Annotated in this window: 15 protein-coding genes; 8 read left to right on the top strand and 7 right to left on the bottom strand. The window is 69.9% G+C overall.

All coding sequences use genetic code 11. From position 1 onward, the window contains the following. Window position 1: 1 nt before the first annotated feature. From ACUTR7_RS20085 to ACUTR7_RS20055, 7 genes are read right to left on the bottom strand one after another with little or no spacing between them, the layout of a single operon-like run. On the bottom strand, window positions 2–793 hold the full coding sequence (locus tag ACUTR7_RS20085; RefSeq protein ID WP_096916793.1) for an SDR family NAD(P)-dependent oxidoreductase: 792 nt from the start codon (window positions 791–793) through the stop codon (window positions 2–4). Between the two features lie 5 nt (window positions 794–798). Then, on the bottom strand, window positions 799–1,359 hold the full coding sequence (locus ACUTR7_RS20080; RefSeq protein WP_063328496.1) for a DUF3833 domain-containing protein: 561 nt from the start codon (window positions 1,357–1,359) through the stop codon (window positions 799–801). Continuing rightward, the gene (locus ACUTR7_RS20075; protein WP_445609645.1) at window positions 1,356–2,684 is read right to left on the bottom strand and encodes an MFS transporter; all 1,329 of its coding nucleotides are present in this window, start codon (window positions 2,682–2,684) and stop codon (window positions 1,356–1,358) included. Before ACUTR7_RS20075 ends, ACUTR7_RS20080 begins: the two co-directional genes overlap by 4 nt. Window positions 2,685–2,702: 18 nt before the next feature. Next, window positions 2,703–3,338 carry a hypothetical protein gene (locus tag ACUTR7_RS20070; RefSeq protein ID WP_445609644.1) on the bottom strand — a complete coding sequence of 212 codons (636 nt, stop codon included), beginning with the start codon at window positions 3,336–3,338 and terminating at the stop codon, window positions 2,703–2,705. Further along, entirely contained in the window at window positions 3,335–4,603 is a 1,269-nt protein-coding gene (locus ACUTR7_RS20065; protein ID WP_445609643.1) for a class I SAM-dependent methyltransferase, read from the bottom strand. Before ACUTR7_RS20065 ends, ACUTR7_RS20070 begins: the two co-directional genes overlap by 4 nt. Then, window positions 4,600–5,352, bottom strand: a complete 753-nt coding sequence (locus ACUTR7_RS20060; protein WP_445609642.1) for a DUF1365 domain-containing protein — start codon at window positions 5,350–5,352, stop codon at window positions 4,600–4,602. Before ACUTR7_RS20060 ends, ACUTR7_RS20065 begins: the two co-directional genes overlap by 4 nt. Beyond that, complete coding sequence (locus tag ACUTR7_RS20055; RefSeq protein WP_445609641.1) at window positions 5,349–6,695, bottom strand: NAD(P)/FAD-dependent oxidoreductase; 1,347 nt, start codon at window positions 6,693–6,695, stop codon at window positions 5,349–5,351. Before ACUTR7_RS20055 ends, ACUTR7_RS20060 begins: the two co-directional genes overlap by 4 nt. 140 nt (window positions 6,696–6,835) lie before the next feature. On the opposite strand from ACUTR7_RS20055, the gene ACUTR7_RS20050 reads away from it, so the two are divergent. From ACUTR7_RS20050 to ACUTR7_RS20015, 8 genes are all read left to right on the top strand, one after another. Beyond that, window positions 6,836–7,474: a TetR/AcrR family transcriptional regulator gene (locus ACUTR7_RS20050; RefSeq protein WP_445609640.1), complete on the top strand. Its 639-nt coding sequence runs from the start codon at window positions 6,836–6,838 to the stop codon at window positions 7,472–7,474. A gap of 221 nt (window positions 7,475–7,695) precedes the next feature. Further along, the gene (locus tag ACUTR7_RS20045) at window positions 7,696–8,757 is read left to right on the top strand and encodes a helix-turn-helix domain-containing protein (protein WP_445609639.1); all 1,062 of its coding nucleotides are present in this window, start codon (window positions 7,696–7,698) and stop codon (window positions 8,755–8,757) included. A gap of 301 nt (window positions 8,758–9,058) precedes the next feature. Continuing rightward, window positions 9,059–9,538, top strand: a complete 480-nt coding sequence (locus tag ACUTR7_RS20040) for a sigma-70 family RNA polymerase sigma factor (RefSeq protein WP_051941123.1) — start codon at window positions 9,059–9,061, stop codon at window positions 9,536–9,538. 2 nt (window positions 9,539–9,540) lie between these two features. Beyond that, window positions 9,541–10,494 (top strand): FecR domain-containing protein, encoded by a 954-nt coding sequence (locus ACUTR7_RS20035; RefSeq protein WP_445609638.1) that lies wholly within the window; start codon window positions 9,541–9,543, stop codon window positions 10,492–10,494. A gap of 97 nt (window positions 10,495–10,591) precedes the next feature. Next, window positions 10,592–13,117: a TonB-dependent siderophore receptor gene (locus tag ACUTR7_RS20030; RefSeq protein ID WP_445609637.1), complete on the top strand. Its 2,526-nt coding sequence runs from the start codon at window positions 10,592–10,594 to the stop codon at window positions 13,115–13,117. Between the two features lie 137 nt (window positions 13,118–13,254). Further along, window positions 13,255–13,770 (top strand): sigma-70 family RNA polymerase sigma factor, encoded by a 516-nt coding sequence (locus ACUTR7_RS20025; protein WP_012207690.1) that lies wholly within the window; start codon window positions 13,255–13,257, stop codon window positions 13,768–13,770. Then, window positions 13,767–14,828 carry a FecR domain-containing protein gene (locus ACUTR7_RS20020; protein WP_445609636.1) on the top strand — a complete coding sequence of 354 codons (1,062 nt, stop codon included), beginning with the start codon at window positions 13,767–13,769 and terminating at the stop codon, window positions 14,826–14,828. The genes ACUTR7_RS20025 and ACUTR7_RS20020 overlap by 4 nt, the downstream gene beginning before the upstream one ends. Before the next feature lie 142 nt (window positions 14,829–14,970). Next, window positions 14,971–17,466, top strand: coding sequence for a TonB-dependent siderophore receptor (locus tag ACUTR7_RS20015; RefSeq protein WP_445609635.1), 2,496 nt, complete (start codon window positions 14,971–14,973; stop codon window positions 17,464–17,466). Window positions 17,467–17,529 lie beyond the last annotated feature (63 nt).

Genomic DNA, 17,529 nt, shown 5'->3' with positions numbered 1-17,529 from the left:
TTCATGCTCCGGTGAAGCGGCGGACCGCAGAGAAATACCAGGCGTCTGGCAGGCAGCGCAGCAGGCGCACCCAGCGCGTGAAGCGGCGCGGAAAATTCATCTCGAAACGCCCCTGCGCCCAGCCCTGCAGCATATGCCGGGCCGCCTCGTCGGCGCCGATCAGGGCCGGCATGCTGAAGCTGTTTTGCGCCGTCAGCGGCGTATCGACAAAGCCGGGATTGATGATGGACACGCCCAGGCCCAGGCCATGCAGGTCCAGATAGAGGTTTTCCGCCAGGTTGTTGAGCGCCGCCTTGGTGGGGCCGTAGGCCAGGGACATGGGCAGCCCCCGGTAGCCGGCCACCGAGCCGACCAGGGCCAGATGGCCCCGGCCAGCCTTGAGCAGCATGGGCAGCGCGGCATCGAGCAGGTGCAGCACGCCGCCATAGTTCACGGCCAGGTGGTGCTGCATCTCGGCCAGGTCGAACTCGGTGGCGCGCAGGGGCCTGTAGTGGCCTGCGCAGTAGAGGATCAGGTCGGGCGCCCCGCCCGCATGGGACAGCACGGCCTGGGCGGCCGCATCCACGGCGGCGGCATCGGTCACATCCAGCGGCAGGGCCAGGCAGCCCTCGCGGCCGCGCACGAAGTCCTGCAGCGCGCCGCCATGCCGGGCGGAGACGATCACACGGGCGCCCTGCCGGTGCAGCGCCTCGGCCGTGGCACGCCCTATGCCCGAGGAGGCGCCCACCACCCATGCCGAGCGTCCCTTCCAGTCAGCCAGCAGCGGGTTCAGCCCGCGCGAGAACAGCGGCATGGCCATCACTCCTTGACAAAGGACAGCGTCACATCGCCCAGGTGCACGCCGAGCTTGCTCATGGCCGTGCGGTTGAGCAGGGTGCGCCCGTCCATGAGGTACATCCAGTCATCCATGTGGACGTTCCAGACCCGCCCATTCACGGGCAGGGCCAGCACATAGCTCCAGCGGATGGCATTGCCCGCGCTCTGGCCCTGGGCCTCGCCCACCACGTCGTCGGCCCGGCCGCTGTAGCGGCCCTCGCCCAGGTGGCGGATATGCCAGACCCGTTCCTGCGTGCTGCCGTCGCTGTAGACGAAGTGCTCCTCCAGGGATCCCTCGTCGCCATTCCAGCGGCCCGTCATGCGCACGGTGAATCGCTTGACCACCTTGCCCGATCGGTCCGTGAACATGCCATGCGCCGTCAGCGGCCCGTTGAAATACTGGCGCAGGTCCAGCTGCGGCTGCTCCTTGGCGTAGTCCTGGACCGAAGGCCCGGCACAGCCCGCCAGGGACAGTGCCAAGGCCGCCCCCAGGCAGACGCGCCGCAGCGGCGAAAACGAAGCGCAGTGGGTGATGTGGCTCATGTGTGACTCCAGGAAGAATGCAATCGCTCGGCGCGCCAAAGCAGCAGCGCCGCCGCCAGCTTGAGCAGGCAGGGCAGCCCGCCATAGGCCCAGGCCAGCGCCTGCAGCCCGGCCGGGTCGGTGCCGCCGCTGCGGTAGCCCGCGGCGGACAGCAGGGGCAGGGCCAGGCCCGCAGCCAGGGCCAGGTTGAGCTTGGTGGCGCAGGTCCACCAGCCCAGGTAGCGGCCCTCGCCCCGGCCGCCCTGGCCGGACTCGTGGATCACGCCCGTGAGCAGTGCGCCCGGCAAGGCCAGGTCCGCGCCCAGGGCCAGCCCGCTGGCCAGGCAGATCACGGCAAAGGCCATGGCATCGCCCGCGCCCAGCCAGGGCGTGAAGCCGAAGGCCAGCACGCTGGCCAGCATGCCCGCGCGCCAGCTGGGCGCCAGGCCCCAGCGCGAGACGGCCTTCACCCACAGCGGCAGGCCCAGGGCCGCCGCGCCAAAGAAGCACAGCAGCAGCAGGGGCTGCAGTGCAGGCGCCTGCAGCCTGTCGGCCACAAAGAAGGGCAGCAAGGTGGCGGGAACGGCCGCGGCCACGCCATTGAGCATGAAGATGGCCAGCAGCCGGCGAAACCCGGCATCCGCCCATGGAGAAGTGGAAGAGGCCAGGGCGGCCGAGGCCGGGGACTCCGCTTGCGGCATGCGGGGCGCAGAGGACACATGGGGCACAGGAGCCACGGGCGCCCGGAGCCGGTACAGCCCCATCAGCCCCAGCGCCAGGCCCAGCGCCAGCACGGCGCTGGTGGCGTCAAGGCCCATCACGGCCGGCAGCACGATGGCCAGCAGCACGCCCGCCAGCGTGGCGCCCTCGCGCCAGGCCGTCACACGGGCACGCCAGGCGGGCTGCCCGCCCCAGCGGGTGCCCCAGGCTTGGTGGAGGATGGTGACGAAGCTGTAGGCCAGCGTGCACACCAGCAGGCTGCCGGCCAGCCAGCCCAGCATGGCGGCCTCGGAGCCGCGCGGCGGATGCCACAGCGCCCCGAAACCCAGCACCATCAGCAGGCTGCCCAGCGCAGCCGCCCGCCAGGCCGGCCGCACACCGCCGCGCAACAGCCTGTCGGCCTGGCGGCCAATGGCCGGATCGACCACGGCATCGAGCGCCCGCGTGGCCAGCAGCACGGCGCCCAGCCCGGCCAGCGGCGCGCCGGCCACGCTGGCGTAGTGGTAGGGCAGGTTCACATACAGGGGCAGGGACACAAAGGCCAGCGGCGCGGCCAGCCCGCCATAGGCCAGCCCTGTGCGCCAGGGCAGCACGGGGGCAGGAGCGGGGGCCGGGACGGAGGTCATGGCGTGGTCCGCTGGCGTTCAGCCCTGGCCCAGCAGCGAGGTGCGCATGGCAGGCGCCGAGGTCTGCGGCGCCAGCCAGATGCCGAAGAACAGGCGCGCATAGTCGGCATCGCGCAGCTGCGCCGTCTGCCGGCCGTTGTGGAAAAAGCGCACATCGCCCTGGCCGTCGTTCAGGCCCAGCAGCCGGTCCTTGGCCACCACATCGGGAAAGGCCTGCTTCATCAGGTCCAGCCATTGGCGGGCCTGCTCTTCGGTGAAGCTGCCGACCCTTCGCATTTCGGCGATGGAGCGCTCGGCAATGGCCGCGCCTTCGAGCTTGCGGTCGTAGACCAGCTCCAGCGCAAACGGGTGGCGGGCGTAGTCCTCGGGCAGCAGTCCGGGCGCGGCCCACAGCCGCGCCTCATAGACGCGCAGGCCGAAAAAGCGCAGCACGGCCGTGCCCATCAGGCGCGCGGACGGCAGGGTGCTGCGCAGTTCGGCCGGAAGTTCGGCGGTCGGGGTGATGGCGTGCAGGGCGTTGGACATGGTGATCAATGAAGGGGCAAGGACGCAGGCGGCGCCCCAGGCCAGGGCCTGGCGGCGGGGTGCATGGGGTGCATGGGCTGCACGGGGGGAGCGCGGCGCGCGGCGCGCGTGAGGTTGCGGGGCTGTCATGGCAGGGGCTTGCGCAGCGTGAACTGGACGACATAGGTGTTGCCGGTGTCGAAGGCCGCCTCGCAATACGCCAGGTAGAAGGTCCAGATGCGCACGAAGCGTTCGTCAAAGCCCTGGGCCCGCACGGCGTCGAGGTTGTGATCGAAGGCCTGGCGCCAGCGCCGCAGCGTCTCCGCATAGTCGCGGCCGAAGGCCATGCGGCCTTCCACCACCAGGCCGGCGCGGCGCGCCTCCTGCTCGAAGGCGGGGATGCTGGGCAGCAGGCCGCCCGGGAAGATGTACTGCTGGATGAAGTCGGTGGAGCGCAGATAGCGCGCGAACAGGTCCTCTCGCAGCGTGATGGTCTGTATGCAGGCCAGGCCCCCGGGCTTGAGGCAGTCGCGCAGCGTCTGGAAGTAGCCGCGCCAGTACTCGCGGCCCACGGCCTCGAACATCTCGATGGAGACGATGGCGTCGAAGGGCTCGCCCGCATGGCGCGCGGGCAGGTCGCGGTAGTCCTGGTAGCGCAGCTCCACCGCGTCGGCCAGGCCCGCCTGCTGCATGCGCTGCTGCCCCCAGACCAGTTGCTCGCGCGACAGGGTCACGCCCGTGACGCGGGCGCCGAACTCCTGCGCCGCCGCCTCGGCCAGGCCGCCCCAGCCGCAGCCGATTTCCAGCAGGCGCTGGCCGGGCTGCAGCCGCACCTCGTCCAGCGTACGCCTGAGCTTGGCCTGCTGGGCTTGCTGGAGGTCTGCGTTGCGCAGCGCTTGGCCCGTGCGGCCCTGGAACCAGGCCGCGCTGTAGCTCATGCCCGGGTCCAGCCACAGGCGGTAGAAATCATTGCCTAGGTCGTAGTGGGCATGGATGTTCCTGGCACTGCCGGCCCGCGTATTGCGTTGCAGCAGATGGCGCAGGCGGTAGCCCAGCCGGCCCCACCAGCTGCCATAGACCAGGCTTTGCACATGGTCGCGGTTGGCCATGCACAGCCGCAGCAGGGCAGCCAGGTCGGGGCTGTCCCACTCACCGGCGATATAGCCTTCGGCCAGCCCGATGTCGCCCGATTTGAGCGTGCGCTCCAGCGCCTGCCAGTCGTGCAGCACGCAATGCGCATCGGCAGCCCCCGACGGCGGGCGGGGCAGGTGCAGCAGGCGGCCATCGGGCTGCTCCAGGTCCAGTTGCCCGTGGGGCAGGCGTTCGAGCAGGTTCAGCACCCGGCGCGCCCGTGCAGGCGTGCGGCGCGGCGCGGCAGCGGAGGGGCTCAGCAGGGGGGCGGCGGTAGTGTTCATCGTGTGACGAAGCGCTTGGGCTCGGAGGGTTTGCCATGGAAAGGCACGCGCTTGGCCCAAAGGCGCAGCGCATGCCAGTGGATGCGGGCGACCACGCCCAGCGTCATCAGGGGCGTGCCGAAGAAGGCGCGGCGCACGGTGGCGCCGTCGAGCGGGTGCAGCACGCCGCCCACGCTGGTCTGCAGCAGCGGGCCGTCCTCGTCGTGCAGGTCCACGCGCGCCAGGGTGCGGTCTTCGCCGCGATCGAAGCGGAAGCGGTACTCGCCGCGCACCTCGCAGAACGGCGAGACATGGAATTGCTTGCGCGCCACCTGCTCGCGGCCCCAGTCCAGGTCCGGCCCCGCCAGCAGATAGGCATGGCGCTCGCCAAAGGTGTTGTTGACCTCGGCCAGCACGGCGGCCAGCGAGCCGTCGGCGCGGTGCGCATACCAAAAGCTCACGGGCTTGAACGCGTAGCCCAGCACGCGTGGGAAGGTGTGCAGCCAGACCTCGCCATCGGCGTCGGCTATGCCTTCGCTGTGCAGCAGCTGCTCGAACCAGGCCAGTGCGTCGCAGCCGCCCTCGCCGTGGTCGCTGTCATGAAAGCTCAGCCAGCCCAGCCGGTTGCGCCGCAGCGCGGCGTCCGGCTGCGTGCGCAGGCTGCGCAGCGGCAGCATCAGAAAGTAGCCGGGATAGCGGAAGGCATGCTCGACAGGCCGCAGGCGGCGGTGCCAGACATGGCCGAAGCCGATGAGGGGGCGGGCCGTCATGCGACCCCCTCGAAGGCCGCGCTGGCGGGCAGAACGGGCAAGGCCGGCAGGGCGCGCAGCAGGCCATCGGCCGCGTCCAGGCCCGAGCGCAGGCCGTCTTCGTGAAAGCCGTAGCCGCACCATGCGCCGCAGAACCAGGTCCGGCGCTGGCCCTGCACGCCGGCCACGCGGCCCTGGGCCTCGATGGCCGCCAGGTCGAACACCGGGTGGCTGTACTCGATGCGCGCATGGACCTGGCCTTCATCGATCGGGCGCACCGGGTTCAGCGAAACCATCACGGGCTGCTGCCACGGCAGGGGCTGCAGGCGGTTGAGCAGGTAGTGCAGGCAGACGCCGGCCTGGTCCCGCCCCGGGTCGGCCGCGCGTTCGTAGTTCCAGGCGGCCCAGGCCGCCCGCCTGCGCGGCAGCACGCTGGCATCGGTGTGCAGAACGGCCTGGTTGGGCTGGTAGCGGATGGCGCCCAGCACGCTGCGCTCCTGTGGCGTGGCATCGCTGCCGAGCAGGCGCAGGGCCTGGTCGCTGTGGCAGGCCAGCACCACGGCGTCGAACGGCTCCGTGCCGTTCGCCGTCTGCAGCAGCGCGCCGTGCGCCGCGCGGCGCAGGCCCAGCACGGGCGCATTCAGGCGCGCCTCGTGGCGGCCGTCCTTCAGCAGCGCGGCCACCATGCGCCGCACGTACTGGCGCGAGCCGCCACGCACCGTGTGCCACTGCGGCCGGTCCGTGACCTGGATCAGGCCGTGGTTGTGGCAAAAGCGGATCAGCGTGGCCACGGGAAAGCGCAGCATCTGGTCGGTGGGGCAGGACCAGATGCAGCCCATCATGGGCAGCAGGTAGTCCTGACGGAAGGCGGCGCCAAAGCCGTGGTCGTCCAGAAAATCGCCGATGGCGCTGCGCAGCCGCGCTTCATCGCCTTCCTGGGCGATGCGTGTGGCCAGGCGGTTGAAGCGCAGGATCTCGGCCAGCATCTTCAGAAAGCGCGGGCGCAGCAGATTGCCCCGCTGCGCGAACACGCCGCCCAGCGAACTGCCGCTCCATTCCAGGCCCGCGCGGCCATCGGCCTCAGGCACCTGCACGGAAAACGACATCTCGGCGGCAGCCGTGGGCACCTGCAGCTGCTCGAACAAACGCGTCAGCAGCGGATAGGTGCGGTGGTTGAAGACCAGAAAGCCGGTGTCCACGCCCTGGCTCACGCCGCCCAGCGTCAGGTCCACCGTGTTGGCGTGCCCCCCGAAGTGGCCGCCCGCCTCCAGCAAGGTCACGGCAGGCCCGCCCGGCGCAGCGGCCAGGCGGCTCGCTGCGGCCAGCCCCGCAATCCCCGAACCGATGACAGCAATGCGATGCATGGAGGCGCCCTTCTTGGTTGAACAGCCCGACTAGACCACAAAGACCAAATCGTGAACTGATGAGTTCAAACTATAAACCAAACATACCCGCTTTGTACTATTTGGTATCAGATATGACCTGCGAGGTCTAAAATATCGCTATGACTAGCCGCTCCTCCATCAAAGAACAGATACAGCGCGTGCGCGAGCAGGCCATCGTGGCGGCCGTCAACCGGCTGCTGGCCACCAAGGGCTACGACGCCATGACGGTGGACGAGGTCGCGGCCGAGGCCGGCATGGCCAAGGCCAGCCTGTACAAGCTGTTCACCTCCAAGGAAGAACTGGCGGGCGCCGCCATGGTGGGCGTGCTGGACCGCGCCCTGGCCTTTGTGGACGGCCTGCGCGACACGGCGGCCCAGGCCGCCGAGGCCGGCACGCCGGTGCGCCCGCTGGACCAGCTCAAGGCCGTGACGTGCTGGGCCATGCAGACCCAGCTGGAAGGCGAAATGCCCTCCCTGCCGGCGCAGAACTCCAACCTCAGCGCCTCCCTGCAATCCAACGATGCCTACATGGACCGGCTGATCGCCCTGAGCAACCGCCTGAGCATCTGGATCACCGAGGCCCAGACCAGCGGCCAGCTGCAGCCCGCGCTGCCGCCCGAGCTGGTGCTCTACACGCTGTTCGCTCGGGCCTGCGATCCGGTGGTGGCCCTGCTCAAGGAATCGGGCCAGTACACGCACGCGCAAATCATCGACTGGGTCACGAGCACCACGTTCGACGGGCTGGCGGCGGCGGATTGACCTAGGCCGCGCAGCGACAGCTGCGATGCGTCGACCCGGCTCCAGCATGGCCGGCAGCCGGTCCCCGCGGGCTCCCTGTTGCGCATCGTGCCGCCTTCGCGACTCCTGCGAAACACAGCCGGGGGCGCCTGTATAGTTGCGGCCTGGCGACCACGGCAACACCCCGCGCCGTGCGGGATTGTCCTGCCAGATCCTGTCTTTTACTGCGCTGATACCTCGCAATGCAGCCCCCAGCCACAGCCCTGCCCAGCACGACGTTCGCCACCGACCAATTGGCGCAGGCAGACCGCTTCGAGGCGTGGCGCAGCAGCATCTCCGTGCTTTTCGACGTGGCGCCGCTGGAGCGCGGCGCGTCGCCAGGGCGCTTCCATGCCTCGGTGCATGCGGTCCACCTGGGCCAATTGCTGCTGGGCGACCTGCGCTTCGGCGCGCAGCGCTTCTCGCGCGGCCAGGCACGCGCCGCCCACGACGGCCTGGACCACTACTTGGTGCAGTGGTACCGCGCAGGGGGTTTCGTGGGCCAGCATGGCGACGGCAGCGAACTGCGGGTCCGCCCCGGTGACGTGGTCGTCTTCGACATGGCCCGCACCCAGCACACCGTGGCCCAGGATTCCCATGTGCTCTCGCTGATCGTTCCCCGCAGGCTGGGCGAGGCTGCCTGCGGGTCCCCGGGCCCGGGCACCCACGGCACCGTGCTGGCCGCCGACAGCCTGTTCGGCGGCCTGCTGGCAGACCACCTGGGCGCACTGCACCGGCGCCTGCCCTCTATCGGCCCGGCGCAGGCCGATGACGTGGTGCACGCCACCCTGCAAATGCTGGCCGCCTGCCTGCGCCCCAGCCAGCGCACCCTGGCCGAAGCCCGCGCCGAGGTGCATGCCGCCACGCTGGAGCGCATCCAGCGCCATATCGCGCGGAACCTGGGCACGCCGCTCTCGCCCGAGGCACTGTGCCGCTGCTTCGGCATTTCGCGCCACCGGCTCTACCACCTCTTCGAGCCCCTGGGCGGCGTGATGCGCTATGTGCAGCAGCGCCGTCTGCAGCGGGCCTTCCACACGCTGTTCAATCCCGCCTACCGGCGCCTGCGCATTGCCGAGGTGGCCGCACGCCTGGGCTTTGCCAGCGAGGCGCATTTCAGCCGCGCCTTCCGTGCCGCCTTCGGCCACACGCCCAGCGATGTGCGCGCCATGGCCGAGGCGGCTGATGCCGTGCGCATCAATCCCCCACCCGGCACCACGACCACATCGGCGGAATATGCCGACTGGCTGCTCGGGCTCATGGCCTGAGCGAGGGATGGCCGGGCACGAGAGCGTGCAGGTCCAGCGGGTCCATGGGCGCGGCACATGGGCGCGGCACATGGTCCCGGCATTTATCAGGCCATCGAGCTGCGACAGCAGAAATGCCATCCGCGCCCTGGCCAGCAGCCGCTGCAGCATGGTCATGAATCGCAGCACGGACCCTGCAGCCAATGCAAATGAGAATTCATATCAATTGGATAAAATACCGGGAGTTCTTTGACGCACAAGAGGAAAGGCCCGGCACGTGCATCCATCCACCGACAGTGGCGCCAGCCAGGCTCTGGGCAGCATGTACGCGCAGCACAACCATTGGCTGGTCGCGTGGCTGCAGCGCAGGCTGGGCAACCGCTGCGATGCGGCCGACCTGGCCCAGGACACGTTCACGCGCATCTGGGTCAGCGCCAGGACACAGGCCATCGAGGACATCCAGGAGCCCCGCGCCTACCTGACGACGGTGGCCCGGCGGCTGCTGGTCAACCACCTGGAGCGCCGCTCGCTGGAGCAAGCCTACCTGGCCTCCCTGCACCTTCTGCCCCAGGCCACCGTGCTGTCCGTGGAGGCGCGGGCCATCCTGCTGGAGACGCTGCAGGAGCTCGATGCGCTGCTGGACGCCCTGCCCGCCAAGGTGCGCACGGCCTTTCTCATGTCCCAGCTCGAAGGCCTGTCCTACGAGGACATTGCCGCCCACATGCAACTGAGCGTGCGCACCGTGACGCGCTACATGGCCCAGGGCTTTCGGCAATGCCTGCTGGTGATGCTGGAGCGCTGAGCATGCAGGCCGCAGACGCACGCATCCTGGACGAGGCTGCCCGCTGGCTGGCCCGCAGGCACGCCTCGGACTTCAGCGCCGCCGAGCAGGCCGAGCTGGCACGCTGGCGCAGCCAGAGCAGCCGGCATGAACAGATCTGGCAGTGCGCCGAGCAGCTCAAGGGCCGCTTCAACGCCGTTCCCGGCGCCATCGGCATGGCCACGCTCAACCGCGCGCGTCCCTCGGCCGCACGGCGCCAGCTGCTGCGCTCGGCGGTGCTGGCCCTGGCCACGCCCGCGCTGGGCTGGCTGGCCTGGCGCCACCTGCCCTGGCAGGACTGGACGGCCGACTACCGCACGGCCAGGGGCGAGCGCCGCGCGGTCACGCTGGCCGATGGCAGCCGCGTGCAGCTGAACACGGCCTCGGCCATCAGCGTGCGCATGGATGGCACGGCGCGGCGCATCCGCCAGCATGCGGGGGAAATCCTGGTCGAGACCGCGCATGCCCCGCCCTACGCCTCCCAGCCTTTCATGGTGCAGACAGACGACGGCCAGATGCAGGCCCTGGGCACGCGCTTCATCGTGCGCAAGCTGGAGCACGGCACGGCGCTGGCCGTGCTGGAGGGCGCGGTGCGCGTCACGCCGGCAGCATCGGCCAAGGCCGTGGTGGTGCATGCGGGCGAGCAACTGCATTTCGACGGCCATGGCGCCAGCGCCACCCGCCCGGTGGCGGCGCGGGACTCGGCCTGGACGCTGGGCGTGCTCTATGCCGAGAACCTGCGGCTGCAGGACTTCCTGGCCGAGCTGTCGCGCTACCGCGAAGGCTTTGTGCGGTGCGACGACGATGTCGCCGACCTGCGCGTCTCCGGCACGTACCAGTTGCAAGACACCGACCGCATCCTGGCCCTGCTGGCCCAGACCCTGCCGGTGCGCGTGCACGAGCGCAGCCGGTACTGGGTGACGGTGGCGCGGCGCTGATTTGGATTTTTTTCTGCCAGGGCTGTCCGGTTTTTCACTCTCGCCTGTCAAGGGGTGTGAAAAGCACTTTCATCGACCGCCCAGAGGACAGAACACCATGCACTCCCCTTCTTCCACCGCCGGACCACGCGCCAGCCTGCGCGCCACCGCCTTGGCGGCCCTGGCCGTCAGCACCTCGCTGCTGCTGCACGCGCTGCCAGTCCAGGCGGCCGAGCCGGCTGCCAGCGCCGCTGCCCGGAGCTACCAGATCCAGCCGGGTCCGCTGGGCCCGGCGCTGATGGCCTTTGCCGCACAGGCAGGCGTGAACCTGGGCATGGACCTGCAGCAGCTCGGTGGCATGGAGACACGCGGCCTGTCCGGCACGTTCTCCGTGGAGGACGGCTTTGCGCAGCTGCTGAACACGTCAGGCTGGACAGCACGCCGCGTGGGTGCGGGCAACTATGCGCTGGAGAAGCTGCCTGCGGCGGCCCGCCAGGCGCCGTCCGCTGCAGCGGCCGTGCCCGCAGCGCCGGCCGCAGCCCCAGCCGCAGCAGAGGCCACGGAACTTGCCGCCATCACGGTGACCGCGCGCACGCAGAACAACCTGGTCGCGCCCTCGCGGCAGGTCACGATTCTGGAAGGCCAAGAGGTGGAGCAGCTGCGCCAGGGCTCGGACAGCCTGGCCACCATGCTCAGCAAGGTGGTGCCTGGCATGGCGGACTCCAGCCACACCATCACCGACTACGGCCAGACGCTGCGGGGCCGCAACATGCTGGTGCTGGTGGACGGCGTTCCGCTGAACACCAACCGCGATTCGTCCAGGAACCTGGCCAACATCAACCCGGCCGACATCGAGCAGATCGAGGTGCTGCGCGGCAGCAGCGCCATCTACGGCAGCGGTGCGGCGGGCGGCATTGTCTCCATCCGCACCAAGCGGCCCTCTGGCGAGACGCGGGCCGAGACCATCGTCACCGGCTCGGCCCCCCTGTCGCGCCTGCGCGGCGCGGGGCTGGGCGGCGAGGTGCAGCACTACCTGTCCGGCGGCGGCGAGGTGGTCGACTACTCGGTGAGCCTGGGCGCAAAACACATGGGCGGTGCCTTTGACGCCAAGGGCAGCCGCATTGCGCCCGAGCCCAGCCAGGGCGACCTGTTCGACTCCAACATCTACAACGCCTCGGCCAAGATCGGCTTCAAGCTCGATGCCGATCAGCGCCTGCAATTGACCGCCAGCCACTACAACGCGGCCCAGGACACGGACTACGCCTCCGACCCGTCGGTGGCGCGGCTGCCGGCCGGAACGGCGGCGGCCCGCCCCATCAAGGGCCTGGTGCTGGCCGACCAGAACCAGATCAAGAACACCATGCTGGGCCTGGACTACGAGAACCGGGACATCGCAGGCAGCACGCTGGCCGCCCAGCTCTACTACCGGGATTTCTTCACGCGGTTTGCACCCTTCGACGCACGCGCCGTGCCGGTGCGGGGCGCCAATGTCGATCAGTCCATGCAGAACTCCGAGGTCTTTGGCGGGCGCCTGACACTGAAGACGCCGCTGGGCGCCAGCAAGAAAAGCCTGCTGATCTGGGGAGCGGACTTCCACCAGGAGCGCACCGACATGCCCATCGACATCTTCGACCCCAGGGCCTATGACGCCAGCGGCGGCCTGGTCTTCAACAAGACCGGCCGCCTGGTCTACATGCCCCCGGTCACCACGCGCAGCATCGGCGCCTTCGCCCAGCTGCAGCACCAGTTCAGCGACCAATGGTCGGCCGAAGGCGGCCTGCGCTACGACCGCGCCCAGGCCAGCTTCAACGACTTCACGCCGCTGTCGCAATCGCGGGTGCCCAACCCCCAGTCCGTGAATGGCGGCACCGTCCAGTACAACGCCTGGACCTACAACCTGGGCACGGTCTTCACGCCGGTGAAGGGCCAGGAGTTCTATGCCTCGTACAGCCAGGGCTTCGAGCTGCCGGACATCGGCGTGGTGGTGCGCAATGCCACGCCGGCCTTCAACCTGGGCAACTCCAACCTGCAGGCGGTCAAGACCAACACCTATGAAATGGGCTGGCGCGCCAAGTTCTCCAACGCGATGGCCAATCTCAGCGTCTTCCAGTCGCGCTCCAACCTGGGCGCCGTGCAAAGCTTCAACAACGGCCTGTCCCTGCTGCGCACCCGCGAGAAGATCCACGGCATCGAAGGCGGCCTGGACTACTTCAGCGATGACGACCACTGGAGCGCGGGCGGCAGCTTCACCTGGATGAAGGGTCGCGAGCTGCCCCAGGCCGCCAGCGGCTACCAGGACATGACGGGCTTTCGCATCCCACCGCTCAAGCTGACGGCCTATGTGGAGTACCGGCCCGATGCCCGCTGGAGCCACCGCCTGCAGGCAACCTCGTATGCCGCCAAGGACTACCGCCTGGACGGCAAGACCGGCTTTGGCCGCTATGACACGCGGGGCTACACCACGGTGGACCTGATCAGCCAATGGAAGATCGACCCCAAGAACCGCGTGTCCCTGGGCGTGGAAAACCTGTTCAACCGCCAGTACTTCCCGCTCTACAGCCAGCTGCTGCGCAGCAACAACAACACCAGCCGCCTGCCAGCGGCCGGCACGGTGCTGAAGATCAGCTACGCGCACACCTGGTGACCTGCGGGCAAGCACCGATCGCCGGGGCCTGCCAATACCCACCCGTGCAGCCCGGACGACCCCTTGGTTAAAATGAGAACCAATCGCATTAAGTCATTGATATCAGGGGATTCATCTTTGCGGTTGTGGGGGTCAGCATGTCATCCGGCGAATTCGCGCTGCACAACGAGGTCCAGTCGCTCTATCGTGACCATCACCGATGGCTGCGCGATTGGCTGCGCAGAAAACTGGGCTGTTCCCACCATGCCGCCGACCTGGCCCACGACACCTTCGTGCGCCTGCTCGGCCGCAAGGAGCGGGCGGACCCGGTGGACCCCCGCGCCTACCTGACCACCATCGCCCACGGCCTGGTGGTGGACTTTCACCGGCGCCGGGCGCTGGAGCGGGCCTACCTGGAGTCGCTGGCCGCACTGCCCGAGCCGCAGGCGCCTTCGCCCGAGGCGCGGGCCATCGTGCTGGAGGCCCTGGTGGCCATCGACGCCATGCTCGACGGCATGAAGCCCGCCGTGCGCCAGGCCTTCATCCTCTCACAGCTCGAAGGCCTGACCTATGCGCAGATCGCCGCCCGGCTGCAGGTGACCGTGCGCACCGTCAACAACTACATGCTCAAGGCGCTGGAGCACTGCTACCTCATCGTGGCAGACGGCGCATGACGGCCTTGCCCTCGAACAGCGACAGCGCCGTGGACGCGGCTGCACACCCGCCCACCCACACCACCACCCCAGCCCAGGCACAGGCCCGCATCCGCCAGGAAGCGATTGCCTGGTACGCCCGACTTTGCTCCGGCGATGCCACCGACGCCGACCGTGCCGCCTGGCAGCGCTGGCATGAGTCCCACCCCGAGCACCAGCGCGCATGGCGGCATTTCGACGCCCTGCAGTCCATGCTGCAGCGCGTGCCGGGCCACCTGGCCGCCTCCACGCTGCAGGCCAGCCGGCGCAGCCGCCGCCGGGTGCTGCGCGGCATCGGCGCACTGGTGGGCAGCGGGGCCGTGGCGGGCCTGTCATGGCAGCTGGCCGGCGGGCAGGGCGGCGTGCGCTCCTGGCTGGCCGACTACCGCACCGGCACGGGCGAGCGGCGCACCGTCACGCTGGCCGACGGGTCCGAGCTGACGCTGAACACCCGGACCTCGGTGGATGTGTCCATGGACCCCACGCGCCGGCTGCTGGTGCTGCGCGAGGGCGAGATCCTGGTGCAGACCGCCCATTCCCTGGCCGGGCCCGGCGCGGGCGCCAAGGATGGCCGCCCGTTCATGGTGCACACGCCGCAGGGCCGCATCCTGGCGCTGGGCACGCGCTTCACCGTGCGCAGCGAGGGTGGCGAGGGCGGTGACACCGTGGTGAGCGTGCTGCAGGACGCCGTGGAAATCCAGCCCCTGCAGGACCCCAGCCGCAGCCTGCGGCTGCAGGCCGGCCAGCAGGCCAGCTTCAGCCGCAACGGCATGCTGCCCGCCCAGGCCGCCGACCCGGCCCTGGTCAGCTGGGTGGGCGGCAGCCTCATCGTGGACGGCTGGCGGCTGGAGGACGTGGTGCGCGAACTCGCACGCTACCGGCCCGGCCGCCTGGCCTGCGACCCGGCCGTGGCCGGCCTGCGCGTGTCCGGCGTGTTTCCGCTGGCCGACACGGACAAGGCGCTGGCCGTCATCACGCGCGCCTTCCCGGTGCGCGCGGCCGGCCTGTCGCGCTACTGGCTGACCCTGGTGCCCGTCTAGGGCCAGCCCAGGGCCAGCCAGGGTCAGCCATTTCCCCATGCCGCACAAAAAACTTCGCGGCGCATTTTCATCTTCTGCGATCTCGTTCGGCTCCCTTCATGAAAGCCCTTGTCTCACCGCTGTTCATGGCCAGGAAACCCGAATGCAAACGCCCTTCACACCGACACCCGCCCGCGCGGCGCTGACCTGCCTGCTGGCTGCGACGGTGGCATGTGCGGCCCCCGGCCATGCGGCCGAGCCCCTGGCGCAGACCCGCCAGGCCGCCAGGGCCTATGAGATCGGGGCCGGCCCGCTGGCCTCGGTGCTGGGCCAGTTTGCGGCGGCCGCAGGCGTGGCCCTGTCCTATGACCCGGCCAGCACGCGCCAGCGGCAGTCGGGCGGCCTGCGCGGCAGCTATACCGTGGGCGCGGGCTTTGCGGCCATCCTGGCGGGCTCCGGGCTGGAGGCGGTGGAAGGCGGCGCGGGTGAATTCATCGTGCGCAAGGCGGCCATGCCCGCCACGGCCGGCGCTGCAGCGGCCGACGCCACCGAGCTGCCCGCCGTGCGCGTCGTGGCCCGGGCGGCCCCTGCCCCGGTCGATGCCGACGAGCGCTACCAGCCCACGCCCGATGCCTCCAGCCTGCGCACCACGGCGCCCGTGCTGGAGATCCCGCAGGTGGTCAACGTGGTGCCGGCCCAGGTGATCCGCGACCAGCGCCCGCGCAACCTGGACGAGGCGCTGGCCAATGTCAGCGGCGTCACCCAGGGCAACACCCTGGCCAGCACGCAGGACACCATCATGAAGCGCGGCTTCGGCACCAACCGCGACGGCTCCGTCATGCACAACGGCATGCCCCTGGTACAGGGGCGCGGCATGAACGCCGCCGCCGAGAGCGTGGAAGTGATCAAGGGCCCGTCCTCGCTGCTGTACGGCCTCATGGACCCGGGCGGCGTGATCAACGTGGTCAGCAAGAAGCCGCAGCTGCGCCAGCGCACGGCGCTGTCGCTGCAGGGTTCGGGCTACGCGGGCGGGCGCAACGGCACGGGTGCCACGCTGGACACCACCGGCCCCATCGGTGAGCACGGTCTGGCCTACCGCCTGGTCGTCGACCATGTGGACGAGGACTACTGGCGCAACTTCGGCCAGCACCGCGAGACGCTGGTGGCGCCGTCGCTGGCCTGGTATGGCGACGACACGCAGGCCGTGCTCTGGTACGAGTACCGCAAGTACCTGACGCCCTTCGATCGCGGCACGGCGCTGGACCCGGTCACCCGGCGCCCGCTGGACCTTCCGGCCACGCGCCGGCTGGACGAGCCCTTCAACCAGATGACGGGCGAGACCCACCTGGCCCAGCTCTCCGTGGACCACCGCCTGGGCAGCGGCTGGGCCGCCCACCTGAACCTGAGCTACAACCGCGAGATCTACGACGCCAACCAGCTGCGCGTGAACGGCGTGAACACCGCGCGCGGCACCCTGCAGCGCAGCAACGACGCCACGCACGGCGCACTCAGCACCGACAGCTATGGCTCGGCCTATGTGGACGGCAGCGTGCAGCTGGCGGGCCTGCGCCATGACCTGCAGTTCGGCGCCGATGCCGAGTACCGGCTGATCTACCGCTCCGACCTGCTGCGCCAGGCCGTCACCTCCACCTTCAGCTACACCAACCCCGTCTATGGGCTGGAGCAGCCCTCGGCCACCGTCTCGGCCAGCGACAGCGACCAGAGGGACCAGCTGCACAACCAGTCGCTTTTCCTGCAGGACGCCATCCACCTGGGCGACCGCTGGGTGCTGACCACCGGCCTGCGCTACCAGACCTGGCGCCAGACCGCCGGCCGGGGCCGCCCGTTCAAGGCCAACACCCAGGCCGACGGCACGGCCTGGCTGCCGCGCGCCGGCCTGGTCTATCAACTGGCCAGCGGCCTGTCGCTCTACGGCAACTACTCGCAGTCGCTCAGGCCCACCTCCACCATCGCGCCGCTGGCCAGCGGCACCGTGATCGACTCGGGCGTGGCGCCCGAGGAAGCCCGGTCCTGGGAAGCCGGCGCCAAGCTGGACCTGCCAGGGCAGCTCACCGGCACGCTGGCGCTGTTCGACATCCGCAAGAAGAACGTGCTGGTCTCGCAGTTCAACGACGCCACCAAGCTGACCGACTGGCGCACCTCGGGCGCGGCGCGATCGCGCGGGCTGGAGGTGGATGTGGCCGGCGAGCTGGGCCGCCACTGGAGCGCCATCGCGGCCTTTGCCTATGTGGATGCCAAGACCACGCAGGACCCGCTCTACCAGGGCAACCAGCTGTGGAACGTGGCGCGGCAGACGGCCTCGCTGTCGGCCGTGTACGACTTTGGCCAGGTCCTGGGCGGTGTGCTGGGCGATGGGCTGGGCGATGTGCTGGGCGAGGGCCGGCTGCGCGTGGGCGGCGGCCTGCAGTACGTGGGCAGGCGGCCCGGCGACTCGGCCAACTCCTTCTGGCTGCCGGGCTACACCGTGGCCCATGCCTTTGCCACGTATGACACGCGGATCAACGGCTACAGGACGCGCTTTCAGCTCAACGTGAAGAACCTGTTCGACCGCACCTACTACCCGTCGAGCGCCAACACCTACTTCATCTCGATGGGCGACGCACGCCAGGTGCTGCTGCGCGCCACGGTCGAGTTCTGAGCGGGCGCCAGCCCCGCCCCCGGCCTTTCCTTTTCCTGTGTCTGTCCCGGCCCGCAGCCGCAT

The organism is Delftia sp. NA_296.1, from assembly GCF_052692095.1.
This window is presented reverse-complemented; position numbering and strand designations above follow the sequence as displayed.